The organism is Pseudomonas sp. BN411, from assembly GCF_029871235.1.
In the GTDB taxonomy this organism is placed as follows: Bacteria; Pseudomonadota; Gammaproteobacteria; order Pseudomonadales; family Pseudomonadaceae; genus Metapseudomonas.
Genome location: NZ_SSOM01000084.1, coordinates 97847 through 123092 on the forward strand (window position 1 = coordinate 97847; position 25246 = coordinate 123092).

Consider the following 25246-nt stretch of genomic DNA (forward strand, 5'->3'; position numbering starts at 1 on the left):
AAACGCCGGGCAATTGCCCGGCGTTTTCGTTTCTATCTGCCGATCAGCGCTGGCGCTTGGGCAGCACGTCCTTGAGCTTGGCGTGCATGCTGCGCAGGGCTTTCTCGGTGGTATCCCAGTCGATGCAGGCGTCGGTGATGGAAACGCCGTACTTGAGCTGGTCGAGATCTTTCGGAATCGACTGGCTGCCCCAGCCCAGGTGGCTTTCCACCATAAGACCGACGATGGAGTTGTTGCCTTCCAGGATCTGGTTGGCGACGTTGTCCATGACCAGGGGTTGCAGGGCCGGGTCCTTGTTGGAGTTGGCGTGGCTGCAGTCGACCATGATGTTCGGGCGAATGCCGGCCTTGGTCAGTTCCTGCTCGCAGATGGCGACGCTGACCGAGTCGTAGTTCGGCTTGCCGTTGCCACCGCGCAGCACCACGTGGCCGTAGGCGTTGCCCTTGGTGGTGACGATGGACACGCCGCCTTCCTGGTTGATGCCGAGGAAGCGGTGCGGGCTGGAAACCGACTGCAGGGCGTTGATCGCCACGGTCAGGCTACCGTCGGTGCCGTTCTTGAAGCCGACTGCGGAAGACAGGCCGGAAGCCATTTCGCGGTGGGTCTGGGACTCGGTGGTACGGGCGCCGATGGCCGACCAGCTGATCAGGTCCTGCAGGTACTGCGGGGAGATCGGGTCCAGGGCCTCGGTGGCGGTGGGCAGGCCTTTCTCGGCCAGGTCGCGCAGCAGCTGGCGACCGATGTGCAGGCCGTCCTGGATCTTGAAGGAGTCATCCAGGTAGGGGTCGTTGATCAGGCCTTTCCAGCCGACGGTGGTGCGTGGCTTCTCGAAGTACACGCGCATCACCAGGAAGAGGGTGTCGGACACTTCGGCAGCCAGGCCCTTGAGGCGATCGGCGTACTCGTGAGCGGCCTTGATGTCGTGGATGGAGCAGGGGCCCACGACCACGAACAGACGATGGTCCTTGCCATCGAGGATATTGCGGACCACCTGGCGACCGTTGGCGACGGTGCCCAGGGCTTCATCGGTCAGGGGAATTTCGCGCTTCAACTGCTCCGGCGTGATCAGGGTCTCGTTGGAGGCAACGTTAAGGTCGTCGATCTGTAAATCAGCCATCGTGCTTTTCATCGGTCAGGGTCGTCAGGTCACGGGTGCGGGCCGCCAGCGATCCCCGTTTGGCGGAGAGCACAGCAGTAAAAACGCAGCGGGGACGGGAACCTTAACGCTTTCCACGCAACCTCGACAATGGCGAATGCATGCGTAGAACGTGGAATTTGCACGATTTCAGACCGGGGCGAAGTCCGCCGCATGAAGGGCGATCCATTCCTGCGCCACCTCTTCCGGTGCCAAGGCATGGCCGACGACATTCTCTTGCTGCTTGCGGTACTGCTCGATCAGGCAGATCTGCTCGACCATGCGCGCGCGGAACATGTTCTCTTCGTCAGTGAAGGCGACGCCGATCATGTAGTCCTGCGTCTCCTTGCGGCACCAGGCTACGGTTCCTGAAAAACGCGCCAGCTCGCCCAGCAGCGGGATGCACAGTTCTATGGCGGTGCCGCGCCGAAACGCGCGGGCGGAGTTGCACGCCACCCCACCCAGGCTGATATCGTGCAGCCGCTGCAGGGGCAGGTGCCTGCCCTTGCGCGGAACCAGCTCCACGGGCATTTCCGTGGGGTGACGCAGGAACTGACGCATGACCGCGAACTCCCGGAGCCTCGAATCCGGCATTGCCCAAGACACTATAGTGCCCGAGTTGGAATTGTCCGACCTGGACGCCGACCACCGACTGCTCGATCTTCCCGGCACTTCCCTGGTGATCTTCACGAGCACGGGTTGCGCCAGCTGTCGTTGGGCACGGGAGCATCTGCCGCGCGCAGGCCTGCCGGTCGAGCGATTGTGCTGGATAGATGCCGGCAATAATGGTGGGCTGGTGCAGCGCTATGAGGTATTCCACCTCCCTGCGCTGTTCGTGGTCCGAAATGGCGATTTCCATGGCGCGCTGCACTCCAGCCTGCGGCGCGACGATCTGATTCAAGCCCTGGACCGGGCGCTGACCCGGCCGGCAGAGGAGCTTCCCTAGATGAGTTCAAGCAAACCGCGCATCGGCATCATCGGTACCGGCGCCATCGGCGGCTTTTATGGCGTGATGCTGGCCCGTGCCGGCTTCGACGTGCATTTCCTGCTGCGCAGCGAGTACGACGCCGTGGCCGCGCGCGGCCTGCAGCTGAACAGCGTGGTGCATGGTGCCCAGGCGCTGTTCCCCGCCCAGGCCTATCGCAACGTTGCCGACATGCCGCCCTGCGATTGGCTGCTGGTGGGCGCCAAGACCACCAGCAACGCCGCGCTGGCGCCGGTGATTGCAAAGGCCGCCGCGCCTGGTGCCAAGGTGGTCCTGCTGCAGAACGGCCTGGCCGTGGAGGATGAGCTGCGTCCGCTGCTGCCCGAGTCCCTGCATCTGATTGGTGGACTCTGCTACATCTGCGTGCACCGCTCGGCGCCAGGGGTGATCGAGCATCAGTCCCTGGGAGCGGTGAACCTCGGCTATCACTCCGGCCCGGCCCGTGATGACGCGGAGCGGCAAGCGCTGACGGAGGAGGGCTCGGCCATGTTCAAGACGGCCGGCATCGATTCAGCCGCTGTCGCCAACCTGGATCAGGCGCGCTGGCAGAAGCTGGTGTGGAACGTGCCTTATAACGGCCTGTCGGTGCTGCTGAATGCCGGCACCACCGCGCTTATGGGGAACGCCGACATCCGCGAGTTGATCCAGGCGATCATGCAGGAAGTGGTGGATGCCGCCACCGCCGTCGGCCACCGCATTCCCGACAACTTCGCCGCCAAGCTGCTGGCTTCCACCGACCGCATGCCTGATTACCTGCCGAGCATGTACCACGACTTCGTACAGAAGCGCCCGCTGGAGCTCGGTGCCATCTACGAAGCCCCGCTGGCCGCCGCCGCTGCGGCAGGCTTCGAGATGCCACGCATCCGCGCGCTGTACCAGGCGCTACGCTTCATCGACGCACGCAACCAGGGCTGAGAGGCGGACCTCCATGGGCAAGGGACTGGGTGACAAGCTGGTACTGGCGATTTCGTCGCGGGCACTGTTCGACCTCGACGAAAGCCACCGGGTCTACGAGGCGGAAGGCATAGAAGCCTACCGTCAGTACCAGATCGAGCACGAGGACGAGGTGCTGGAACCCGGTGATGCCTATCCGCTGGTGGAAAAACTGCTCGGGCTGAACGAACAGCTCGGCCAGCAGCGGGTGGAGGTCATCCTGGTGTCGCGCAACAGTGCCGACACCGGCCTGCGCGCGTTCAATTCCATCCAGCATTATGGTCTTGGCATCTCCCGCGCGGCCTTCGTTGGCGGGCGCAGCCCGGAGCCATACCTGCGCGCGTTCGGTTGCCACCTGTTCCTGTCCACCCACGCCGACGACGTTCGCCGGGCACTGCAGAGCGGCTTTGCCTCCGCGACCATCCTTTCCGGCGGCCCGCGCCGGGCGGCGAGCAATGAGTTGCGCATCGCCTTCGACGGCGATGCGGTGCTCTTTTCCGATCATTCCGAGCGCATCTACCAGGCCGGTGGCCTCGAGGCCTTCCAGGCCCACGAGCGCGACTCGGCCCGCGAACCGCTGGATGGCGGCCCCTTCAAACCCTTCCTCTCGGCGCTGAACCGGCTGCAACAGGAGTTCCCGCCGGATGCCTGTCCGATTCGAACGGCGCTGGTGACCGCGCGCTCGGCGCCGGCCCACGAGCGGGTCATTCGCACCCTGCGCGAGTGGGATATCCGCCTGGACGAATCCTTCTTCCTCGGTGGGCTTGAAAAGGCCTCTATCCTCGAAACCTTCGGCGCGGATGTGTTCTTCGATGATCAGGCCGGGCACTGCGAAAAAGCCCGCGACGTAGTGGCTACCGGGCACGTGCCCCATGGCGTGAGCAACGAATCGCAGTTGTGACTAAGCTCTGGTGAGGCCAGCCAAGCAAGGCGGTAGGAGGCCTCATGATTCGCTCCATTCTCTATGCCACGGACCTCGGTCTCTATGCTCCCTACGTTCTACAACACGCTTTGTCCCTCGCCAGGGCCTACAACGCCCAACTCTATGTAGTGCACGCGGTCGAACCTCTGGGTCTGTTCGCCGAGTCCGTGCTGCAGACCTATCTCGATGACGACACCCTGAAAGAACTGCGGGCCAAGGGGCTTGGCACCGTCATGTCGAGCATCGAGCAAAGGGTGCTGGAGGGCTTTCGCGACGAAATGGGTGAAGCCGTCCAGGACCTCGACATGATCCGCGCCGTACGGGTGGTCCAGGGCGATCCGCCGCTGGTCATCCTCGAAGAAGTGCAGAAGCTTTCGGTGGACCTGCTCGTGGTGGGGAGCCACAGCCACGGGACGCCGCTGGAGACGCCGCTGGGCCGTACCGCGGCTCGACTTGTCCAGTTATCCGAGGTGCCGGTGTATCTGGTGCCGATGCTCCAGCATCGTGGACGCAACGACTTCTGACCGCCGCTGGTCGCTCGTTGTGCAAAGCAGAAAAAAACGTCTAGTTTTATTCAGCAAACCATTAATATGGTTATAAACGCCGTCGACATCCTGCGGCGTAATCGCTTTGAGGATTGCCTATGAAGCTCCAGCAATTGCGCTACATCTGGGAAGTGGCGCACCACGACCTCAACGTGTCCGCCACTGCGCAAAGTCTCTATACGTCGCAGCCGGGCATCAGCAAGCAGATTCGCCTGCTGGAAGACGAGTTGGGCGTCGAGGTCTTCGCCCGCAGCGGCAAGCACCTCACCCGCGTCACACCGGCTGGTGAGCGCATCATCACCACCGCTGGCGAAATCCTGCGCAAGGTCGAGAGCATCAAGCAGATCGCCCAGGAGTTCTCCAACGAGAAGAAGGGCACCCTGTCCATCGCCACCACCCACACCCAGGCGCGCTATGCGCTGCCGCCGGTGATCGGTGGCTTCATCAAGCAATACCCCGATGTCTCTCTGCACATGCACCAGGGCACCCCGATGCAGATCGCGGAAATGGCCGCTGACGGCACTGTCGACTTCGCTATCGCTACCGAAGCGCTGGAGCTCTTCGGCGATCTGGTGATGATGCCGTGCTATCGCTGGAACCGCTGCGTTATCGTTCCCCAGAGCCACCCGCTGGCCAAGCTGCCCAAGCTGACCCTCGAAGCGCTGGCTGAACATCCAATCGTGACCTACGTGTTCGGCTTCACCGGGCGCTCCAAATTGGACGAGGCCTTCAGCCATCGCGGCCTGACGCCCAAGGTGGTCTTCACCGCGGCCGACGCCGACGTTATCAAGACTTACGTTCGCCTGGGGCTGGGCGTGGGCATCGTGGCCAAGATGGCGGTGGACGCCAAGCTCGACAGCGACCTGGTGGTACTGGATGCCAGCGAACTGTTCGAAGCCAGCGTGACCAAGATCGGTTTCCGCCGTGGCACTTTCCTGCGCGGATTCATGTGCGACTTCATCGAGAAGTTTGCCCCGCACCTGACCCGCGACGTCCAGGCCAAGGCCGTGCAGTGCCACAACAAGGCCGAGCTGGATGAGCTGTTCCATGACGTGGAACTGCCGACTTACTAATTCATTTGGCAACGAAAAAAGCCCGGCGGATGCCGGGCTTTTTTATGGGCGGTGCCAATCAATCATGAGGCTTGCGCTGTTGGGTTTCGCTGCGCTCTACCACAACCTACCGGCACGCCGAGAGCTCTCGTAGGTTGGGCTGCAAGCTACGACGATTGATCGGGGGCGGAGGCTTGCAGCACATCACGGACGAAGGCGAGGAACACGGTGTAGACCTGCTCGCGTCCGTCGTCGTGACGCACCACGAAGAAGGGCGCGGTATCCACGCCGTAATGCTGTGCTGCCATCCAGCCAGCGCTGCCCGGGTTGCGCTCGTCGGCCACGAGGATGCGGTCGATCCGCCCCAGGTTGCCGTCGCGCTCCAGGCGTTCCATCACATCCCGGCATTTGCGGCAGTCCTGGCCATCGGCCAGGACTTTCTTCACCAGGGTGATGCGCATGGCTCAAGCCTTGCTGATCAGGTTGCCGGCGTGCAGGCCGCATTCCTTCTGGGTGGCTTCTTCCCACCACCAGCGGCCTTCGCGTTCGTGCTGGTTCGGCAGCACCGGGCGGGTGCAGGGTTCGCAGCCGATGCTGATGAAGCCGCGCTCGTGCAGCGGGTTGTAGGGAATCTCCAGCATGCGGATATAGGCCCAGACTTCCTCGCTGGTCATCTGCGCCAGCGGGTTGAACTTGTACAGCGGCTTGTCCGGGGTGGAGAAGGCGCCGTCCACTTCCAATACCGCCACCTGGGAACGGGTGCCCGGGCTCTGGTCGCGGCGCTGGCCGGTGGCCCAGGCAGTCACGGTGGAGAGCTTGCGACGGAGCGGTTCGATCTTGCGGATGCCGCAGCATTCGCCGTGACCGTCCTTGAAGAAGCTGAACAGGCCCTTTTCCTTGACGAAGGGTTCCAGCAGACGCGGGTCCGGCGACAGCACCTCGATGGCGATGCCGTAGTGTTCGCGCACCTGCTCGATGAAGCGGTAGGTTTCCGGGTGCAGGCGGCCGGTATCCAGGCTGAACACCTTGACGTTCTTGTTCAGTTTCCAGGCTATGTCCACCAGCACCACGTCTTCGGCGCCGCTGAAGGAAATCCACAGTTCGTCGCCGAAATGCTCGAAGGCGAGCTTGAGGATGTCCTGGGGGGACTTGCTGGCATAGCTCGCCGCCAGTTCGGCGACGTCGAAGGGTTGGCTCATCAGGCAGGCTTCCTTATAGGAGTTGGCGCTGGGCGCGCTCTATGGCGCGCATCTTAACAAAGGGCGGATATGCCCCTAAATAACCATGAGGAAGTACCACTGCTGCGTTTGGGTATAAGCCTCGCGTTGCGTGGTCCCGGGCGAGCCGCTAGAGTGCCGCCTCCAATCAAAAAAGCCATGCGGGGAATTTGCTCGTGGAAATCGCCTGTCTCGACCTTGAAGGTGTACTGGTTCCGGAAATCTGGATCGCCTTCGCGGAAAAAACCGGAATCGAAGCGCTGAAGGCGACCACCCGGGACATCCCGGACTACGACGTGCTGATGAAACAGCGTCTTCGCATCCTCGACGAGCATGGCCTGAAGCTGTCCGACATCCAGGAAGTAATCGCCACCCTGAAGCCCCTGGACGGCGCGGTCGAGTTCGTCGACTGGCTGCGTGAGCGCTTCCAGGTCGTCATCCTTTCCGACACCTTCTACGAATTCTCCCAGCCGCTGATGCGCCAACTGGGCTTCCCGACGCTGCTTTGCCACCGTCTGATCACCGACGACACCGATCGTGTGGTGGACTACCAACTGCGCCAGAAGGACCCGAAGCGCCAGTCCGTGCTCGCCTTCAAGAGCCTCTACTACCGCGTGATCGCCGCTGGCGACTCCTACAACGACACCACCATGCTCAGCGAGGCCCATGCCGGCATCCTGTTCCATGCCCCGGAAAACGTGATCCGCGAATTCCCGCAGTTCCCGGCGGTGCATACCTACGAAGACCTCAAGCGCGAGTTCATCAAGGCCTCCAGCCGCCAGCTGAGCCTCTGAGCCTCCCGCCCATGAAAAAGCCCGCGAAAGCGGGCATTTTCATTTTTGTTGGCAGAAGGGATCTATGAATCCTTGTGGGGGCGAATTCATTCGCTAAGGGCAGCGAAGCTGCCCCAGGTTGTTAAAGGGGCAGACCTTCGGCCTGCATAGCGATTGAAATCGCCCCCACAGGTGAACGGTTCACTTCCCCATCCCCTCCAGCGCCTGCATCAGCACCTTCACCTTGGTGATGGACTCCCGGTACTCCTCCTGCCAGTCGGAGTCGGCGACTATGCCGCCGCCGCCCCAGCAACTGGCCTGGCCGTCCTTCACCAGCACCGTGCGGATCGCGATCGAACTGTCGAGCTCACCACGCACGTCCAGGTAGAGGAGGGAGCCGCAGTAGATCGAGCGGCGGTTGGGCTCCAGTTCGTCGATGATCTGCATGGCGCGGATCTTCGGCGCGCCGGTAATGGAGCCGCCCGGAAAGCTGCCGGTAATCAGGTCCAGCGCGTCCTTGTCGTCGGCCAGGCGGCCGGTGATGGCGCTCACCAGGTGATGCACGTTGGGGTAGCTTTCCAGCGCGAACAGCTCGGGCACCCGCACCGAGCCAATGGCGCAGCTGCGCCCCAGGTCATTGCGCAGCAGGTCCACGATCATCAGGTTCTCGGCGCGGTCCTTGCGGCTGGCCAGCAGCTCATCGGCCTGGGCGCGATCTTCTTCGGGCGTGCGGCCGCGTGGGCGGGTGCCCTTGATCGGGCGGGTTTCCACCTGGCCCTGGCTGACCTTGATGAAGCGTTCCGGCGACAGACTGAGAATGGCGCCACCGTCATCCAGTGCCTGGTAGCCGGCGAAGGGGGTCGGGCAGGCCGTGCGCAGGGCCTGGTAAGCGGTCCAGGGGTCTCCCTCGCAGGGCGCCTGGAAGCGCTGGGTGAAATTCACCTGGTAGCAATCGCCCGCCTGGATGTACGCCTGCACCCGCTCGATGGCGCTGCGGTAGCGCTCTTCCGTCAAGTTGGCGCTGAACGGTGCCCGCAGGCGGAAGGGGGCGGACGAAGGCTGCGCCGGCTCGCTGAACAGGGCGATCAGGCGTGCGCGCTCGGCTTCTCCGAGGCTGGGGTGGAACACCAGTTGGCTGGTGCGCAATTGGTGGTCGCTGACCAGCGCCCAGGCATAGAGGCCCAGTCGAGCATCCGGCAGTTGCAGGTCGTCGATGGCCTGTTCCGGCAACTGTTCCACCCGGCGGCCGAAGTCATAGGCCAGGTAACCGATCAGTCCGCCGACGAACGGCAGCTCGATTCCCGCAGGAAGACCGGCTTCGCCGAGGCTGGCCAGAGCCTTCCGCAGGCGCTGGGCGAAGTCGTTGGCCGATTCGCCCGGTGTTGCTGCAAATGCTGCCAATGGCCAGGCGCTGAATAGGTCATAGCGTCCACGCTCGGCCACCGGGCGGCCAGCGTCCAGCAGCACGGCGCCAGGCGCCTGGCGGATGCGGACGAAGCGTTCGCAGGGAGATTCCTGATAGGGAAGTGCGTGTAAATGACAGTCAGGCATGGGGGCGGCAGGGGCTGAATGCAGGAGCGGATTCTAGTCTGCCTGTAGTGGCGATCCTAGAGCCTTTTCTGACGTTTACGTAGGAAAAACATTCTGATACTTATGTACCAATCCCACGGAGATGTACCTCCGAACCACAACGATAACGACACAGGGATTCAGGCAGTGGACGCAGTTCTCAACCCCGCAGCCGGTAGCCGCCAGCGCTCCAAGCTCGTAACACCCCAGGCATCCGCCGATTACCTGCCCAGGTCCCAGGTTCAAGCCGCCTTGGCCGCCCATCCCCATGCTCGCCTGTTGCTGTTCTCGGCCCCCGCCGGGTTTGGCAAGACCACCGCCCTCGCGGCCCTGGCCGAGCAGCGCCGCACTACCGGGAGCGCAGTGGCCTGGTTCTCCCTGGAGGCCGAGGACGACGACCCCGCGCGTTTTTTCCTGCAACTGCTCAAGACCCTCGGCGAAGCCGTGCCCGGCCTCGGCAATTACGCCCGTGGCTATCTGCAGAACACCATGCAGGTGCCGGTCAACGCCGTGCTGGAAAGCCTGCTGGTGGACCTTGCCCAGCACAACGCTCCGCTTCTGCTGGTGCTGGACGACCTGCACCTGCTGAAAGACGCGGAACTCTTTTCCGCCCTCGGCCGCCTGGTGCGCCTGGCTCCGGCCAGCTTCACCCTGGCGGTCGGCAGCCGCTCCCTGCCGCCGCTGAACCTGGCCACCCTGCGTGCCAAGGGCTGGCTGCTGGAAGTCGGCCTCGACGAGCTGCGCCTGTCGGTCGAGGAAACCCGCGACTATATGGCCCGCACCGGCCTGCAACTGGATGATGCCGTGCTGACGGCACTTCACAGCCATACCGAAGGGTGGGCGATTGGCGTGCAGCTGGCGAGCCTCTGGCTGCGCCACCAGCCCCAGGCCAGCGAGCAGATGGAATGCCTGGGCAGCGACCAGGCCACCGTGGGCCAGTACTTGCTGGCCAGCGTCTTCGAACACCTGCCGGCCGATCTGCAGGACGCCCTGTTGGCCCTGGGCATCGCCAGCCAGCTCAGCGGCGACCTGGCCAACGCCCTGACCGGTCGCCACGACGGCCAGGCGCTGCTGGAACGGCTGGAAACCATGCAACTGTTCCTCGTGCCGCTGGATCGCGAGCGCCAGTGGTACCGCTTCCACCATCTGTTCGCGGACTTCCTGCGCAGCCGGCTCAAGGCCCGTGATCCGGAGCGCCTGAAGCAGCTGCACTTCAACGCCAGCCTCTGGTTCACCAACCACCACATGCAGAACCTCGCCATCGAGCACGCCAGCCTCGCCGAGGACCCCGAGATGCTGGCGGCGCTGGTGGACGGCTGCGGCCTGGAACTGATCAACCGTGGTCAGCTGAACAAGATCTATCGCTGGCGGCAGAAGGTGCCGGACGAAATCGCCGAGCGTTATCCGACCCTCGTCCTGGCCGATGTCTGGAACCGTGCCACCGAGATGGCCTTGCCCGAAGCCAACCAGATGCTCGACGAGGTGCTGGCGCGCTGGGGCGGCGCCCGTGCCGAGACCCAGCTCAGCGACAAGTACCTGGCCACCCTGGCGGTGAAGGCCGCCCTTGCCCTGCAAAAGGACGACCTCGAACTCTGCGTGACCATTGCGCGGAGGGTCGAGGCCCAGCTCGGGCGTAACCAGGCCTTCCTCGAAGTGGCCATCCTGGTGATCGGTGCCATGGCGCTGGTGACCCTTGCCCAGCCGGATCAGGCGCGGCGCCTGCTGGCCCTGGCGCAGCAGCGCAACCACTTCCTCGAAGGCCGCTACCTGGACATGCAACTGGCCAACGTGGAAATCCTCCTCGCCCTGGAGCAGGGCCAGGTGAAGCAGGCGCAGATGCTCTTCGACCAGATGCGCTCCCAGGTCATGCCGCACCTGGCCGACAAGTCCCGCGCCATGGCGCTACCGGTCATAGTCGAGGCCCTGATCGCCTATCAGCAAGGGCGTCTCGACGGACTGGAAGAGCGCCTTGGTGCGGCCCTGACCCATATCGACGTCATCCGACCGATCGACATCTATGCCCAGGGCATGCTGTTCCTCGCACGCATCCAGCGCATGCAGGACAAACCCAAGGAAGCCCAGGCCACCCTGGTGCTGATGCAGAATCTCGCCGCGCGCAACCAATCCTGGCGCTTCTACGCCCGGGCGGTGGCCGACGAGATTTCGCTGATGCTCCAGGAACCCGGCACCGACCGCGTCAAGCGGGCCGAGCAGCGCTTCAAGGGCGTGGACTGGAACAAGCTGGCCAGTGGTAGCACCCACCAAGGCGCCAACTCGGCACTCTGGGTACAGGGCCTGATTCGGGTGCGACTTCAGCAAGCCCGTGGCCACTTCAGCGAGGCCCTGCACGAAATCACTCAACTGCGCAGCAAGCTCCAGCCCAACTGGCACGGCCTGCAGCGCCTGCGCCTGGACCTGCTGGCAGCCCTCAGCTACCAGCGCCTGGGCTACCAGGAGCGGGCTCACAGCCTGTTGGTGCAATGCCTGCTCAGCGCCGAGCGCGAAGGTGTGCGCAGCCTGTTCATCGAGGAGGGCGAGGCGATTCGGCAATTGCTCCAGCTGCTAGAGTCGGCCGAACGCCAGCCCGCGCTGCAAGGATTCATCCGCGACCTGCTGGCCTCCTGGCCGGGACAAGACGCGCGCAAATCCCTGGATGTGCTCGAAGAGGGCCTCACCGACCGCGAGCGCGAAGTCGTCTGCCTGGCTGCCAAGGGGCTTTCCAACGAAGAGATCGGTCAGCAGCTGGCCCTGGCGCTGGGGACCGTCAAATGGCACCTGCACAACATCTACGAAAAGCTCAAGGTGCGTAACCGGACCCAGGCGATCCGGCGTGCCCGCGAGCTGGGGCTGCTCGAACCATGACCGACCTCTGCCTGTCACGTCCGCACCAGATTCCCCTGCTGCGCACCAAGCTGTTCCCGGCCGACGCCGGTGGCCGTCCGGTGTTGCCGCGTCGTGCCCTGATCGAGCGCCTGAAGCTCGCCCGCCAGCGCCGTGTGCTGGTCCTCAGCGCCCCGGCCGGGTTCGGCAAAAGCACCGTGCTCAGCTTGTTCCGCCAGCAGCTGCAAGCCGATGGCGCGCATGTTGCCTGGCTCTCCTGCGACGAGGCCGACAGCGAGCCGCTGCGCCTGCTGCAATACCTGGTCGCCGCCGTGGATGCCGCCTTGCCCGGTTTCGGTGGCAACACCGTCGGGCTGCTGCAAGGCGAGGTGAACTGGCCAATCGAAGCGGTGATCGACGCCTTCGTCGGCGACCTCAAGCGCATCGACCGCGACCTCTACCTGATGCTCGATGACTTCCATCGCATCCGCCACGTCGCCCTGGACCAGGGCGCGCGCTACCTGATCGAGAACCTGCCGGCCAACGTCCACCTGGTCAGCAGCACCCGCTTCACGCCGCGCATGCTGTTCAGCGAATCGGAGTCCCTGCTGCTGAAGGCGGAAGACCTGCGCCTGACCCTCGAAGAGACCGAGGCGTACTTCCGTGAAGTACGCCAGCTGCCGCTATCGGGCAGCGAGGTACGCCTGCTGCACGCCCGTACCGAGGGCTGGATCACCGCGCTGCACCTGGCGAGCCTGGCGCTGGCCCGGCACCCGGACCGCGCGGCTTTCCTCGCCAGCCTGAGCGGTACCGAGCGCAATATCGCCGACTACCTGACCGAGGATGTGCTCGACAGCCTGCCGCCGCCGCTGCAGCAATTCCTCGAACAGACCTCGGTGCTCGACGATTTCTGCGCCGACCTCTGCAACGCCCTGACCGGGCGCCGCGACGGCCTCGACATGCTGATGCGGTTGCAGCGTGAGCAGCTCTTCATCATTCCCCTGGACGAGCAGGGCGAGTGGTTCCGCTATCACCACCTGTTCGCCGAATTCCTCCAGGGTCGGCTGGCGCGCCAGACCGACACGGCGACCCTGCTGCACGCCGCCGCCCGCTGGTGCGAAGCCCACGACATGCCGGACCGCGCCATCAAGTACGCCCTGCGTGGCCGCGACTTCGCCTTCGCCGCGCAAATGCTGGAGCGCCAGGGCGCGCGCCTGATTGCTGGCAACCGCGTGTACGGCATTCTTTCGATGCTCAAGGAAGTGCCTGCCGAGGTTATCCGCGAACATCCGGTGTTCCAGATCTTCTATGCCTGGCAGTTGGCTTTCGAGCAGCGTTTCGCCGAGTCCGAGGCGCTGATCGAGGAAGTCAGCGCGCGTCTGCTGCAAGGGCGCGGCAAGGTGATCCACTTCGGCCTCGGCGAACTGCTGGCGGCCTCCCAGGTGCTCAAGGCTCTGGTGATGCTTTACCAGGACAAGCTCGAAGCCTGCCTGAAGGTCGCGCGCCAGTGGCTCGCCATGGTGCCGGACAACCAGCCGGTGTTCCGCGCCAGCCTGGCCTGCGTGCAGGCGGCGGCCTATGCGCTGATGGGCGAATTCGGCGAGGCCGCCAAGGCCATCGCCGTTGCCCGCGACAACCTCAAACTGGTGGACAGCGAATACCTGCACGTCATGACCAGCCTGATCGAGGCGCTGATCTGCAAGGAAAGCGGCGAGCTGGAACGCGGCCGCGCCATCGCCGAGACCGCCCGCGCGCGGGTGGAGCGAGTGTTCGGCCGGCGCAGCCGGGTAGGCGGACCGCTGGCCCTGGCTTATGCCGACCTCTTGTACGAGCAGGACCGCCACGCGGCGATCCTCGCCGAGCTGCCGCTCGCTACGACCTGGCGTGATGTGGCGACCCCGGTGGAACTGATCAGCCGCGGCCAGTTGGTGATGGCGCGGGCACGCTTTTTCGCCGGGGAACCGGAGCAAGCGCTGGTCCAGCTCGACGAATGGTTGGCCGGCCTGCAGGGCGCGGGCTATGAACGGGTCTTCGCCCACGGCATGGCGTGCAAGGTGCAGTTCCTGCTCTGGTTGCGCCGGCCCAACGAAGCCGAGCGCATCTGCCTGCAGCTGCAGCAGCACCTGTCCGTGCTGCCCCTGGCGCGTTACTCCGACGCTCACACTGCGCTGGCCCTCACCGAAGCGCGTCTGGCGCTGACCGAGCGCCGCCCCGAACGGGCACAGGCCAGCCTGGAGAATTGCCTGGCGCGGCAGCAGGACGAGCACCAGCGTGACCGTCGCCTGCGCCTGTCGCTGTTACTTTCTGTGGCGTACTGGCGCAAAGGTAACAGCGAGAAGGCCTTCAACCTGTTCCAGAACACCCTGGAGGAAGCCTGGAATCGCGGCTATCGCCGGCTGTTCCAGGACGATGCGCTGTGGCTATTGCCGCTCTGGGATGCCTGGCGCACCGCCGAACCCAAGCGCGCCGGCGCCTGGCAAGGGGTGGCCGAGAGCCTGCGCGAACAGTGCCGCCGGCTCTCCGTTGATCCCGAAACTTTCGATGAAAATCAAGATGTTAGCCACCGTGAGCGGGAAATCCTGCGCTACGTCGCGGCCGGTCTTTCCAACCGCGATATTGCCCAGGCGGTGCACCTGTCGGAGGCCACCATCAAGTGGCACCTGCACAACCTGTTCGCCAAGCTCGGGGTGCGTAGCCGTACCCAGGCGGTACTGAAAGGCAAGAGCATGGGCCTGCTGAGCGAGGCCTGAGGTGGGGAGCCCACCTGCCCTCCATCCCTTGGATGGGCTGGCAGCGGGGGAGGGGCTCAGTAGTTTTGTTCCCAGGTCGAGAAGCATGGTGCTTCACGAATCCTCGCCGGATGCACTTAGGGAAGCAGTGTCCGGCCAGGAGATCGGCGTGAGCCGGTCCAACTGCCGATGACAGGAGTCGACGGCAGGCCCTGGGGCAACCCACCTGTGAACTTTGGAGATAAAAAGAATGAAAAGCTTCAAACAACTGGCTCTGGCCGCAGCTGTACTCGCCGCTCCGTTCATGGCCCAGGCCGACCTCAAGGCCATGGACGACTCCGCTCTGTCCGGTGTGACCGGTCAGGACGGCATCAGCATCTCCGGTAGCTTCAACGGCAGCATCGGCAGCGTCGTCTACACCGACTCCGAAACCAGCGGTGGCACCACCACCAACGGTACGCTGCGTCTGGAAACCATCTCCTTCACCGGCTTCGACATTCTCGACAGCGACCCGCTGAAGATCGACGTGATCGACGGTGGCGCTGGTGGCAACGACAAGCTGCAGATCAGCCTGCCGGCCATCACCGGACAGCTGTCGGTCGGCGCTATCCGCGTCGGCGACTCCAGCGCCGCCAGCATCGGTTCCCTGGCCATCAACAACATGAACATGTCCGGCTCCACCATCAAGGTCTGGGGCCACTGATAGACGCGTTCATCCTGTAAGCCGGAAAGCCTCGCCGACTCTGTCGACGGGGCCTTTCCCCGAAAAAGAGTCGAGTAGTCGGAACGGCAATGATCGAAATCCTGGTTGGCAGTTTGCTCGGTCTGTTCGGCTTCACCCAGGCGGTGGACACCAAACCGCAACCACAAGGCGCGGTGAACATCAGCCAGCCCCTCTCGCCCAACGGCCCGTATCGCGAAACGGCTGTGGTCGAGCCGATGAGCCAGTTGCAGTTCCGCAACGTCATTCGCCAGGCCTACGACTACAGCTGCGGTTCCGCCGCGCTGACCTCGCTGCTGGACTATTACCTGGGCCGCAACCTGGAAGAACGCCAGGTGATGGAGGGCCTGCTGCGCTATGGCGAAGCCGACAAGATCGTCGAGCGCCGTGGCTTTTCGCTGCTGGACATGAAGCGCTTCGTCGGCGCCCTGGGCTACAAGAGCGGCGGCTTCCGTGCCGAATTCTCCGACCTCGACGCCCTGGAGCATCCGGCCATCGTTCCGATCCACTACGGCGGCTTCAAGCATTTCGTGGTGGTGCGCGACGTCTACAACGACCACGTGTTCGTCGCGGACCCCGCACTGGGCAACATCAGTTTCACCCGTGCCCGTTTCGAAGAGATCTGGGACCAGAACGTCCTCTTCGTGATCTTCCCCACGGGCAATGAACCACAGAACGCCATGGCCCTCACCGAGCGCGACCTGCGCCTGGTGGACGATCGCATCGTCAGCCTGCTGGCGTTCCAGGAGTTTCCGCAGATCACCAAATTCACCCAGAACGAAATCGACGAACTGGGTTCGGGGGGCGACATCCGCTACATCCGCCGCAAGTGACACCCGCTCATAACAAGAAAGACCTGGGGATTGCACCATGGGACCAAGGGAATACGCATGGCTGGCCATGCTGGTGCTTTGTACCAGTCTGCCGCTGCACGCCGAGGAGACCTCGGTGGACGACGCGCGTGACGCGCTGAGCAAGAAGGATGACGACGCCGACAGCGCCAAGGCGCTGGAAGAGGTGTTCCAGGCCTCCGAGAAGAGCTACACCCTGCTGAAGAAAGGGGAGCGTACGCTCACCTACGGCTTCGACTATTCGCTGGTACGCGACACCCAGATCGAAACCTTCCGTACTGGCCAGAACGTCTACAGCGTGCTCAGCCAGAGCGAGGCCCAGCACACCTTCACCAACTCCTTCACCTTCGACTACGGGGTGTGGGACAACCTGACCTTCAGTGTGCGTCTGCCGTTCGTGGCCAAGTACGACACCGAGCGCGACCTGAACGTCTACAGCCTGGGCGATATCTCCGCGTCGTTGCGCTGGCAACCCTGGGCGTCCACCCGCGGCCGCCCGGTCACCACACTGTTCGCCACCCTCGGCCTGCCCACCGGCGAGAGTCCCTACGACATCAACTCGGAGAACGACCTCTCCACCGGCAACGGCTATTACAGCCTCGGCGTGGGCGCCAACATGTCCTACGTGATCGACCCGGTCGTGCTGTTCGGCTCGGTGGGTTACACCTACAACATGCCGGTGCACGACATCCACCAGATGCGCGGCGGGCGCATCCTGCAGGACGTGGAGCCGGGCGACACCCTCAACTTCAGCATGGGCTTCGCCTACGCGCTGTCCTACGACGTGTCCCTGGCCACCTCCTACCAGATGGCCTACACGACCAAGCCGACCTACGAGTTCGGCGACGTGAACCTGGAAGGGACCGAGCAGACCAGTTCGATCATGAACTTCTCCCTCGGCCTGCGAACGTCGCCGGACTACATCGTCAACATCAACGCCGGCTTCGGCATGACCGAGGATTCGCCCGACGTACTCCTGGGGCTTTCCGTTCCCCTCGACATCAAAGGCCTCAAGGCCCAGTAACCGACGAGCGAACACCTCATGAGCATGCATCTTTCGCCGCTTGCGCGGGCGATCGCCGGGGTCGGTCTGTGCTGGGCGGGGCTGGCCCAGGCCCAATTGGCCAACGACCTGACCATCGGCAACCCCAAGGCCATGGCCATGGCCAACGCCATCACCGCCGATTCCTCGGGGATCGACGCCGTGCACTACAACCCGGCCGCCCTGACCAAACTCAAGGGCCGCCAGACCACGGTGAAGTTCCTCACCGGGGTGATGGACATCCGCGCCAAGTTCGAAGCTCCCGAGGACTACGGCTTCCTCGGCTTCGACGACGACCCCGTGGCCAACTCCAGCAGCCGCACCCTGACCCCGGCCATGTACTTGCCCGGCATGGGCGGCATGACCGAGGTGCCGGTGCTGTTCGCACCGCTGGCGGGCCTGTCGATCAATCCGCCAGGTTCCAAGTTCACCTTCGCCACCAACGTCTACGCGCCCATGGCCCTGGGTTACTCGCGGGATTCCGACAGCGATCCGGCACGCTACCAGGGGCGTGAAGTCGCCTTGCAGCGCATCACCTACTTCTCGCCCTCGGTGGGCTACCAGGTGAACGATGAGTTGGCCGTGGGCCTGTCCGTCGGCTTCTCCCACCAGGCCATGGCGCTCAACCAGGACTTCCGCAACCCGGGCTTCCTCACCGGCCTGACGCGGCTGTTCAACGAGTTCCTCTGCCTGCCGGGGCTGGGCGAGGTCGTCTCCGGGATCATCAACGTCTGCGGCGGCAAGATCGGCCCCTTCGACACCCTGGCCAACATGGACCTGGACCTGCAGCAGTCGCTGTCGCCGACCTGGAACATTGGCGTGCTCTGGGAACCCACCGACTGGTTCGCCTGGGGCGCCACCTACCAGAGCGAGGCGCGCATGCACCTGCAGGGCAAGTACCGGGTGGACTACAGCAAGCAATGGCAGGGCTTCTGGTCCGGCATGCAGTCTTCGCTGTTCGGTCAGGTGTTGAGCCCGCTGTTCCCCCTCGGCAACGTCGACGAGGAAGTCGGCAACGCGTCCCTGGACATGACCTACCCGGACAACTTCTCCACCGGGATCAAGCTCACGCCCTTCGAGCGCTGGCAGTTCAACCTCGACCTGAAGTGGAGCGGCTACAGCGACTGGAACGAATTCGAGATCGAGTTCGACCGCGAACTGGACCTGCTGCGCATCGCCAAGAACTTCGGTGGCGGCAAGGCCACCAGCAACAGCATCATCCTCGACCGTGGCTACCGCGATACCTGGAGCTGGGCACTGGGCATGCAGTACCAGTGGACCGACCGCCTTGCCGTGCGCGCCGGCTACGAGTGGCGCCCGTCGGCCATCCCCGACGACAAGGCCGACGTGCTGGCACCGATCGGCGACGCGCACCTGTACGGACTTGGCCTGGGTTACCGCTGGGACAAGGACACCAACATCGACATCGGCTTCAACTACTTCACCACCAAGCAGAGCACCAAGGCCAACACCAGTTGCAGCCTCAACTGCACCGGCATCGACAACCTGGTCTACAACCCCTATGCCGGGCAGAACGTCGAGACCTCGGTAAAGGCTTACATCCTGGCCCTGACCTACCAGACGACCTTCTGATGAAAGCACCCATCCTGCTCCTCGCCCTGACCCTCGCCGGCGCCGCCCATGCCAGCAGCGGCCGCTACCTGACCTGGATCGACGACCAGGGCCGGGTGCACAACACCTTCGTCGATGGCCGCTACAGCGAGCAGCAGCGCCAGGCCGCCAGGCGCATCGTCCAGAGCGACCAGGCGCGCCTCAAGGATGGCGATGGCACGCTCTGGCCCGGCAATGCCAAGGCTGGCGAGAGCAAGCGGCGCTACTTCACCTGGGTGGATGCCAGCGGCAACCTGCAGAACAGCTTCTACGCGGCAGGGCAGGTGGACTCGGGGCAACGCAATTTCGTCCTGCCCAACGGCCAGCGCTCGGAAGAGTACGTCGACTCCGACGTGCTCGAAGGCCGTGGCTATTCGCGCCCGGAGCAGGGCCCGGCCTATTTCACCTGGGTCGACGAACAAGGCCGCACACACAACTCGCCAGTGCCCGCGCGCGGCAAGGACAACGGCGACGATGAAGAGCGGCCGGGCCCCATTGCCTACACCGAGGCGCGTGAAATGGAGTTCCAGCGCAAGGCGGCGCTGTTGCCATCCCTGGACGGCCAGCCCAGCGCCGCCATGAAGGCGTTGCTGGAAGGCAGCGAAGAGCAGGGCGAGGCGCTCTACCAGAGCCTGGTGGACCGCTGCTGCGGCCAGCTCCCGGATGACGCCTTCACCGAGGTTTCGGTCGAAGAGCCGCGCTTTGAGGAGCTGAACAACCTGTCCCCCAGTTTCGATTTCCCCATGGGCCGCAGTTACTACAGCGCGCTCAAACTGCCGCGCTCGCAACACAGCTACGGCCTGCGCATCCGCAGTTTCGCCAATCGTCAGGTGGTCTACCCGTCGCTGCTGTTCCTCGACGAAGCCAAGCGCCCGACACGCCTGGTGAGCGACGCCGTGTACCAGCTCCATGGCGAAACCTGGTACCGCTACGCCTTCATCGAAGGCACGGTGCAGGTCCGCGCCAACCAGGGCGAGCGCTACGTGCTGCTGCTGACCACCGATGAGGACCGCAGCCTGCAGACCCTGGACAACAAACCCTTCAAGCGCCCCCTGCAGGACCTCGCCCTGAGCGAGGCGGGGATGCAGGTGCACGAGCATGCCGACCAGGGCTCCTTCGAACTGGCCATTGTGAAATGACCATGCAATGTCCTTCATTTGTGGGGGCGAATTCATTCGCTAAGGGCAGCGCAGCTGCCCCAGCTCTTCCGGGCAGGCCTTCGGCCTGCTCAGCGATTGAAATCGCCCTCACCCCCGGCCCCTCTCCCTCAGGGAGAGGGGCCGGGGGTGAGGGAGGGCGGTGAAACCTTCGCAGGGTGTCTTGATCGCGCGCTATGCTGGCAGCCCCAGCGACCCGAAGCGGATTCCTGCCATGTCCGATACCCGCGCGCTTTTCACCCGCCAATCCGACGCCTACCGCGCCAATCGCCCCACCTACGATCCCGCCCTGATCGCCTGGCTCAGCCAGCAGGCGCCGGACCAGTCCCTGGCCTGGGATTGCGGTTGCGGCACCGGTCAGGCCACCACTGATCTTGCCAGGCACTTCCAGCAAGTCGTCGGCACCGATGTCAGCGCCCAGCAGCTGGCTCAGGCCGAGCCTGCACCCAACATCGACTACCGCTGTGAGCCGGCGGAACAGACCTCGCTGGCCGCTGGCAGCGTGTCCCTGACCCTGGTGGCCCAGGCGCTGCACTGGTTCGACCTGGATCGCTTCTATGCCGAAGTGCGCCGCGTGAGCCGGCCGGGTGGATTGCTGGCGGTGATCTCCTACAACCGCTCGACCATCGCGCCGGAGGTGGATGCGCTGGTCGATCACCTCTATAGCGACATCCTTGGCAGCTACTGGGCGGAGGAGCGCAAGCACGTGGAGCAGGGCTATCGCACCCTGCCGTTCCCCTTCGAGCGCATCGAGGTGCCGCCCTTCACCCTGGATGCCGACTGGGACCTGGCGCGCCTGCTGGGTTACCTGGAAAGCTGGTCGGCCTTGGGGACCTACAAATCTGCCCATGGCACCGACCCCCTGGACCCGTTGCGTGAACGCTTCCAGCAGGCCTGGGGCGACCCGGCCAGCACCCGCCGGGTGAGCTGGCCGCTGACGGTGAATCTGGGGAGGGTTTCCTGAAGTCGGGCCATTCCTTTGTGGGGGCATGATCTTCTGTAGGGGCGAATTCATTCGCCAAGCAGGCCGAAGGTCTGCCCTGGGGACTCCCAGAGGGGCGGCTTCGCCACCCTTGGCGAATGAATTCGCCCCTACAAGGATTCCCCGTCAGCTTCATCCTCAAACCGGCAAGCTCGCATCCCTCCCGTTATGCGAGGTGAAGTCCACCGACCGGTCCACCATGTTGATCGCAGCCACCAACTGTTCGGGCTGCGAGCGGGCTGAGGCCATGGTCCACTGGTCATAGCGGTCATTGCCGATGCGCACCATGCGGATGTGCGTGGTGCGGTCGGCGTCGACCACCGGGTCCGGGTCGAAGAAGCCCAGCTTGCGCCGCAGCTTCTCCAGGTCGGCGGGGTCGCCGGTGAGGAACAGCCAGCCCGGGCCGACGTGGTGGGACTCAGCGTATTCCCTGAGGATCTCCGGCGTGTCCAGTTCCGGCTGCAGGGTGATGGAGTACATGAAGACATTCTTCCCGGCCCGGTCGCCCAACAGCTTCTGGGTGCCGCGCAGGTTTGCGGTCATGGTGGGGCAGAGGCCGCCGCACATCGTGTACATCATGTTGAAGGCCACCACCTTGTCACGCATGAGGTCGTCGTAGAGCTTCACCCGTTTGCCCAGGTGCGTGTAGAGCGTGAGGTTGGGGAAGTAGCGGGCGCCGAAGCTGTCGCCCTCGGCGTACTCGGGCTCCGGGGCGGCCCAGTTGCGGCCCACCAGGCCGGTGCCCAGCGCGGCCAGGCCCGCGGCAGCCATACCGGCGCCGAACAGCAGGTTTCTGCGAGTGTTCATCTGGCATCTCCAGTAACGATCAAGGGTTGGCTGTGATCAGCTGACGCCGCACCCGGCTGGCGGTTCGGGCGGCGTGTCGTCCTCGATGTCCCAGCGCAACATCATGCCGTGGTCCTCGTGGATCACGTTGTGGCAGTGCATGACGTACTTGCCGGTGAAATCGCGGAAGCGCAGGAACACCCTGACCGCCTCATTCTTGCCGAGCACATAGACGTCCTTGCGCCCTCGTTCGTGTTCCGGAATGGCCACCGGCACACCGTTGACCGTCTTGCTGAGGATGCGGCCTTCCTCGAAGTGGATATGCACCGGGTGCTGCCAGCCGCCGCTTTCGTTGACCAGCTCCCAGATCTCGCACTCGCCCTTGTCGATCTTCGCGCTGGTGTCGAGGATGTTCTCCGGCTTGCCATTGACCGCCCATTCGCCGCCCTTGCGATCGAACACCCAGCGGCGCACCTTGGCCCGTGCGATTTCCTCATCGCACAGTGGGCGCAGCGGCCGCAGCACGTCGGGCACCTGGCTGAGGTCCTGTTCCGGCGGGTCGCGATCCACCAGCAGCTTGAGCACCTTGGTGCCGGAACCATCCACCTTGTCCGGGCCCTTGGTGGTCTCCTGGATCAGACGGTTGGTGAGGAACAGCTCGGTGTCGACGGGGTACTTGGAGAAATCCACCACCAGGTCCGCGCGTTCGGCGACGCCCAGGTGCACCTTGCCCATGTTGCGGATAGGTGCGGGCAGCAGGTTGCCGTCGTTGGCGATGTAGGTGAAGGTCTGCGCCTTGCCCTTGCTGTCATTCAGGTAGAACTCGTAGAAGCGCGACGGGCCGGCGTTGAGCAGGCGCAGGCGGTATTTGCGGCGGGCCACCCGCAGCACCGGTTCGATCTTGCCGTTGACCAGGATCTTGTCGCCCAGGGTGCCGTCGGGGCTGAAGCGGTCGAAGACGAGCTGGCCCCTCGCGTCGAAGCGCATGTCGTTGAAGCTCAGCATGTAGTCATACGGGTAGCTGGGCAGGCGCAGGGCCTCGGGGCTCGGGTCCTTCTCGTTACCCGAGTCCAGATGGTCGAAGAGGACGTAGAAACCGAACATCCCGCGCACCACGTTCTGCGAGGTGGCCTGCCAGGTGTGGTCGTGGAACCACAGGGTGCCGAGGGCTTCGCGGTAGTCGCCGATGCCGTTCTGCATCTCGTCCAGGCCGGCGTAGACGTTGGGGTAGAAGTGGTCCTTGTACTCGCCCTTGTAGTCCAGGGTCAGGCCTTGCTTGTTGGCGCTGAAGAAGTCACCCGGAAAGCCGTCACTTTCCGAAGGGCAGTGCAGGTTGTGCAGGTGCACCGAGATGTAGGGGACGCCGACGCCGACATGATCCTTGGGCAGCTTGCAGTGGAAGCGGCAGAGCACCGGCTGGCCATAGCGGGCGAAGATGATCGGGCTGAAGCTGTCTGGCGTGGAGTCGGCGGCACGGTAGCTCCAGACCTTGATTTCCGGCAGGTCGGGGTGAGCCTTCCAGGGTCGTTCCACCACGTTGATTTCATACAGGGTCGGGTTGGTGCCCAGCTGGTCGTAGCGCTGGTGCGGCTTGCGCCCGCATTCGCCGTGTTCTGCGTCGGCGGTTGCGGTAGGCGGGACCACCTGGACGCCATCGGCGCCATGCAAGTCGCTGACCGGGTTCAGCGGGCTCATCTGGTTGGGAAGGAATTCCTTCCAGGGCGTGGTTCTCGGGCTGGTGACTTCCGAGGTGTCGCTATCCTTGGCCTGGCTGTCGCGTTCCGTGAGCAGCAAGGGCAGGGCGCTGGCGGCAGCGGACCATTTGAGGAAAACGCGGCGGTTGGTGCTGGCGAGGGTCTGTTCTGATTGATGGTTCGCGTCGTCGGTGTTATTCCGAGCGACAAGCGAGATTCCCCTGGAATTCAAGCGAAAGATCTTCACGGCTGCGGTCCTCCACAGCTTGATGGACAGTGAGATTTCGATCGCTCTGACTGCTCCTGGAGCACCTCGCACCGGTTGGCCTTATTGGCTCTGTAGTGATTGCCGGTCGAAGCCTGTACTGCGCTCTAGAAACAGGTTGAAACAAACTTATAGGAGGCGATTGCCGGGTGCCATCATTCATCCAGGTGAAAACCGCCCCTGGCGGACTGACGGCCAAAGAAGCGTCATGAACGGCAAGAAAATACAGATGGATTAATGACTTGGCACTCTAGTGCGAACGGTTTTGGGATTTGCTGGAAAATTGACGTTGTGTGGGAGGAAGCATGCACCAGGTTTCACGGTTCGCGGTGGTCGAGGGGCTGGATGCGGAACGCCAATTGTTGGAACGCATCCAGCAGGGCGAACAGGAGTGCGGATTGCTGCTGTGGCGACCACAGGAGGCGGCGCTGGTCATGCCGCAACGAATGAGCCGCCTGGCGGGGTTCGCAGAGGCCGAGGCCGAATGCCGGGCACTGGGCTGGCCAGTGGCCCTGCGCGACAGCGGCGGCGAACCCGTACCGCAATCGCCCGCCGTGCTGAATGTGGCGCTGGCCTACGCCTTGCCGCCTCGCGAGAGCGAAATGACCCGTATCGAGAATGCCTATCTGCGGCTCTGCCATCCGATGCTGGACTGGCTGGCCGGCATGGGGCTGGAGGGCGGGCTGGGTGAAGTGGACGGCGCCTTCTGTGACGGTCGCTACAACGTCACCCTGGCGTCGCGAAAACTGGTCGGCACCGCACAACGCTGGCGCCGCCGCCGCGGCGATAGCCGCCATGTGGTACTGGCCCACGCCGCGGTGCTGATGGAAAACCAGCGCGAGCCCATGGTCGAGGTGGTGAATGCGTTCTATCAGGGATGCGGCCTCGATGCCCGTGTGCGCGCCAGCAGCCATATCGCCCTGGATGAATGCGTAGGGCAGGTGTGGAGCCGCCTGGACCCGCTGCGCGAGTGCTATCGCCGGACGTTGGCGGAGGCGGGGTTGGAGTTGGCGTGAATGGGGCGGGTGGCCGGACCTTTGGTCGATAAATGGAATTGATTCACATCTGTGAGCAAATATCGCTTGACCAAAAAATGAGAATCATTATTATTCACCTCACTGGCCTCGCGGCCAGCTGGATAAGCTGACAAGCCCAGATTTCGGACTCATCAGATTATCTCCTCATCAGGCTAATCACGGTTATTGACCCGGCAAATTGCCGGGTCTTTTTTTGCCTGCGATTTGTGCCGGGCTACCGAGAAACCTTTGTAGGGGCGCCGTAGGTTGGTCCGAGGAACGAGGCCCAACAGCGGACTTCCGGCAATCGTTGGGTTTCGCTGCGCTCTACACCAACCTACGGGAGGTTTGCGTGAGGCGTCGCACTCATTTTGGGGAGCGAACTCATTCGCCAGGCGGGACGTGTCCCGCCGTAGGTTGGTCCGAGGAACGAGGCCCAAC

At 64.0% G+C, this 25246-nt stretch carries 22 protein-coding genes; 15 read left to right on the top strand and 7 right to left on the bottom strand.

Translation table 11 applies throughout. From position 1 onward, the window contains the following. Positions 1-43: 43 nt before the first annotated feature. The gene (locus E8F06_RS26785; protein ID WP_280372202.1) at positions 44-1117 is read right to left on the bottom strand and encodes a 3-deoxy-7-phosphoheptulonate synthase; all 1074 of its coding nucleotides are present in this window, start codon (positions 1115-1117) and stop codon (positions 44-46) included. A 168-nt stretch (positions 1118-1285) separates the two neighbouring features. Next, positions 1286-1696 (bottom strand): PilZ domain-containing protein, encoded by a 411-nt coding sequence (locus tag E8F06_RS26790; protein WP_280372203.1) that lies wholly within the window; start codon positions 1694-1696, stop codon positions 1286-1288. On the opposite strand from E8F06_RS26790, the gene E8F06_RS26795 reads away from it, so the two are divergent. The 5 genes from E8F06_RS26795 to cysB all read left to right on the top strand — a co-directional run bounded on the left by E8F06_RS26795 (position 1695) and on the right by cysB (position 5593). Then, positions 1695-2081 (top strand): thioredoxin family protein, encoded by a 387-nt coding sequence (locus tag E8F06_RS26795; RefSeq protein WP_280372204.1) that lies wholly within the window; start codon positions 1695-1697, stop codon positions 2079-2081. The genes E8F06_RS26790 and E8F06_RS26795 overlap by 2 nt on opposite strands. After that, positions 2082-3035 (top strand): putative 2-dehydropantoate 2-reductase, encoded by a 954-nt coding sequence (locus E8F06_RS26800; RefSeq protein ID WP_280372205.1) that lies wholly within the window; start codon positions 2082-2084, stop codon positions 3033-3035. It begins immediately after the preceding gene. Positions 3036-3048: 13 nt separating this feature from the next. After that, positions 3049-3954 (top strand): 5'-nucleotidase, encoded by a 906-nt coding sequence (locus E8F06_RS26805; RefSeq protein WP_280372206.1) that lies wholly within the window; start codon positions 3049-3051, stop codon positions 3952-3954. A gap of 44 nt (positions 3955-3998) precedes the next feature. Next, positions 3999-4499, top strand: coding sequence for a universal stress protein (locus E8F06_RS26810; RefSeq protein WP_151134420.1), 501 nt, complete (start codon positions 3999-4001; stop codon positions 4497-4499). Between the two features lie 119 nt (positions 4500-4618). Further along, positions 4619-5593, top strand: coding sequence for an HTH-type transcriptional regulator CysB (cysB, locus tag E8F06_RS26815; protein WP_280372207.1), 975 nt, complete (start codon positions 4619-4621; stop codon positions 5591-5593). 146 nt (positions 5594-5739) lie between these two features. On the opposite strand, the gene E8F06_RS26820 is transcribed toward cysB, so the two are convergent. Then, positions 5740-6033: a hypothetical protein gene (locus E8F06_RS26820; protein ID WP_280372208.1), complete on the bottom strand. Its 294-nt coding sequence runs from the start codon at positions 6031-6033 to the stop codon at positions 5740-5742. Between the two features lie 3 nt (positions 6034-6036). After that, positions 6037-6771: a phosphoadenylyl-sulfate reductase gene (locus E8F06_RS26825; RefSeq protein WP_280372209.1), complete on the bottom strand. Its 735-nt coding sequence runs from the start codon at positions 6769-6771 to the stop codon at positions 6037-6039. A gap of 194 nt (positions 6772-6965) precedes the next feature. Between E8F06_RS26825 and thrH the strand changes: the two genes are divergently transcribed. Continuing rightward, on the top strand, positions 6966-7583 hold the full coding sequence (gene thrH, locus E8F06_RS26830) for a bifunctional phosphoserine phosphatase/homoserine phosphotransferase ThrH (protein WP_280372210.1): 618 nt from the start codon (positions 6966-6968) through the stop codon (positions 7581-7583). Positions 7584-7763: 180 nt separating this feature from the next. Here the strand turns inward: thrH and pabB are convergent, their stop codons facing one another. Continuing rightward, the gene (gene pabB / locus E8F06_RS26835; RefSeq protein ID WP_280372211.1) at positions 7764-9113 is read right to left on the bottom strand and encodes an aminodeoxychorismate synthase component I; all 1350 of its coding nucleotides are present in this window, start codon (positions 9111-9113) and stop codon (positions 7764-7766) included. A 165-nt stretch (positions 9114-9278) separates the two neighbouring features. On the opposite strand from pabB, the gene E8F06_RS26840 reads away from it, so the two are divergent. The 8 genes from E8F06_RS26840 to E8F06_RS26875 all read left to right on the top strand — a co-directional run bounded on the left by E8F06_RS26840 (position 9279) and on the right by E8F06_RS26875 (position 21026). After that, on the top strand, positions 9279-11993 hold the full coding sequence (locus tag E8F06_RS26840; RefSeq protein WP_280372212.1) for a LuxR C-terminal-related transcriptional regulator: 2715 nt from the start codon (positions 9279-9281) through the stop codon (positions 11991-11993). Next, positions 11990-14701: a LuxR C-terminal-related transcriptional regulator gene (locus E8F06_RS26845; RefSeq protein ID WP_280372213.1), complete on the top strand. Its 2712-nt coding sequence runs from the start codon at positions 11990-11992 to the stop codon at positions 14699-14701. The genes E8F06_RS26840 and E8F06_RS26845 overlap by 4 nt, the downstream gene beginning before the upstream one ends. A 229-nt stretch (positions 14702-14930) precedes the next feature. Next, positions 14931-15383 (top strand): DUF6160 family protein, encoded by a 453-nt coding sequence (locus E8F06_RS26850; RefSeq protein WP_280372214.1) that lies wholly within the window; start codon positions 14931-14933, stop codon positions 15381-15383. A gap of 89 nt (positions 15384-15472) precedes the next feature. Beyond that, on the top strand, positions 15473-16234 hold the full coding sequence (locus E8F06_RS26855; RefSeq protein WP_190828061.1) for a C39 family peptidase: 762 nt from the start codon (positions 15473-15475) through the stop codon (positions 16232-16234). 67 nt (positions 16235-16301) lie between these two features. Next, the gene (locus E8F06_RS26860) at positions 16302-17276 is read left to right on the top strand and encodes a transporter (protein ID WP_280372257.1); all 975 of its coding nucleotides are present in this window, start codon (positions 16302-16304) and stop codon (positions 17274-17276) included. Positions 17277-17294: 18 nt separating this feature from the next. After that, a complete protein-coding gene (locus tag E8F06_RS26865) occupies positions 17295-18887 on the top strand; it encodes an outer membrane protein transport protein (protein ID WP_280372215.1) in 1593 nt (530 codons plus the stop codon). Then, positions 18887-20044, top strand: coding sequence for a MalM family protein (locus E8F06_RS26870; protein ID WP_280372216.1), 1158 nt, complete (start codon positions 18887-18889; stop codon positions 20042-20044). Before E8F06_RS26865 ends, E8F06_RS26870 begins: the two co-directional genes overlap by 1 nt. Positions 20045-20276: 232 nt before the next feature. Beyond that, entirely contained in the window at positions 20277-21026 is a 750-nt protein-coding gene (locus E8F06_RS26875; protein ID WP_280372217.1) for a class I SAM-dependent methyltransferase, read from the top strand. Between the two features lie 156 nt (positions 21027-21182). Here E8F06_RS26875 and E8F06_RS26880 read toward each other — a convergent pair whose 3' ends face one another. Together E8F06_RS26880 and E8F06_RS26885 are read right to left on the bottom strand one after the other, a co-directional pair. Next, the gene (locus E8F06_RS26880) at positions 21183-21851 is read right to left on the bottom strand and encodes an SCO family protein (RefSeq protein ID WP_280372218.1); all 669 of its coding nucleotides are present in this window, start codon (positions 21849-21851) and stop codon (positions 21183-21185) included. 36 nt (positions 21852-21887) lie between these two features. Continuing rightward, a complete protein-coding gene (locus E8F06_RS26885) occupies positions 21888-23771 on the bottom strand; it encodes a multicopper oxidase domain-containing protein (RefSeq protein WP_280372219.1) in 1884 nt (627 codons plus the stop codon). A gap of 323 nt (positions 23772-24094) precedes the next feature. Here E8F06_RS26885 and E8F06_RS26890 point away from each other — a divergent pair, with 323 nt between their 5' ends. After that, positions 24095-24805 (top strand): lipoate--protein ligase family protein, encoded by a 711-nt coding sequence (locus tag E8F06_RS26890; protein WP_280372220.1) that lies wholly within the window; start codon positions 24095-24097, stop codon positions 24803-24805. Positions 24806-25246 lie beyond the last annotated feature (441 nt).

Excerpts from the sequence above, each read along its gene's own strand:
- E8F06_RS26785 (WP_280372202.1), bottom strand. The coding sequence starts at position 1,117 with ATGGCTGATTTACAGATCGACGACCTTAACGTTGCCTCCAACGAGACC.
- E8F06_RS26795 (WP_280372204.1), top strand. The coding sequence starts at position 1,695 with ATGACCGCGAACTCCCGGAGCCTCGAATCCGGCATTGCCCAAGACACT.
- E8F06_RS26790 (WP_280372203.1), bottom strand. The coding sequence starts at position 1,696 with ATGCGTCAGTTCCTGCGTCACCCCACGGAAATGCCCGTGGAGCTGGTT.
- E8F06_RS26800 (WP_280372205.1), top strand. The coding sequence starts at position 2,082 with ATGAGTTCAAGCAAACCGCGCATCGGCATCATCGGTACCGGCGCCATC.
- E8F06_RS26805 (WP_280372206.1), top strand. The coding sequence starts at position 3,049 with ATGGGCAAGGGACTGGGTGACAAGCTGGTACTGGCGATTTCGTCGCGG.
- E8F06_RS26810 (WP_151134420.1), top strand. The coding sequence starts at position 3,999 with ATGATTCGCTCCATTCTCTATGCCACGGACCTCGGTCTCTATGCTCCC.
- cysB (WP_280372207.1), top strand. The coding sequence starts at position 4,619 with ATGAAGCTCCAGCAATTGCGCTACATCTGGGAAGTGGCGCACCACGAC.
- E8F06_RS26820 (WP_280372208.1), bottom strand. The coding sequence starts at position 6,033 with ATGCGCATCACCCTGGTGAAGAAAGTCCTGGCCGATGGCCAGGACTGC.
- E8F06_RS26825 (WP_280372209.1), bottom strand. The coding sequence starts at position 6,771 with ATGAGCCAACCCTTCGACGTCGCCGAACTGGCGGCGAGCTATGCCAGC.
- pabB (WP_280372211.1), bottom strand. The coding sequence starts at position 9,113 with ATGCCTGACTGTCATTTACACGCACTTCCCTATCAGGAATCTCCCTGC.
- E8F06_RS26845 (WP_280372213.1), top strand. The coding sequence starts at position 11,990 with ATGACCGACCTCTGCCTGTCACGTCCGCACCAGATTCCCCTGCTGCGC.
- E8F06_RS26850 (WP_280372214.1), top strand. The coding sequence starts at position 14,931 with ATGAAAAGCTTCAAACAACTGGCTCTGGCCGCAGCTGTACTCGCCGCT.
- E8F06_RS26855 (WP_190828061.1), top strand. The coding sequence starts at position 15,473 with ATGATCGAAATCCTGGTTGGCAGTTTGCTCGGTCTGTTCGGCTTCACC.
- E8F06_RS26860 (WP_280372257.1), top strand. The coding sequence starts at position 16,302 with ATGCTGGTGCTTTGTACCAGTCTGCCGCTGCACGCCGAGGAGACCTCG.
- E8F06_RS26865 (WP_280372215.1), top strand. The coding sequence starts at position 17,295 with ATGAGCATGCATCTTTCGCCGCTTGCGCGGGCGATCGCCGGGGTCGGT.
- E8F06_RS26870 (WP_280372216.1), top strand. The coding sequence starts at position 18,887 with ATGAAAGCACCCATCCTGCTCCTCGCCCTGACCCTCGCCGGCGCCGCC.
- E8F06_RS26875 (WP_280372217.1), top strand. The coding sequence starts at position 20,277 with ATGTCCGATACCCGCGCGCTTTTCACCCGCCAATCCGACGCCTACCGC.
- E8F06_RS26880 (WP_280372218.1), bottom strand. The coding sequence starts at position 21,851 with ATGAACACTCGCAGAAACCTGCTGTTCGGCGCCGGTATGGCTGCCGCG.
- E8F06_RS26890 (WP_280372220.1), top strand. The coding sequence starts at position 24,095 with ATGCACCAGGTTTCACGGTTCGCGGTGGTCGAGGGGCTGGATGCGGAA.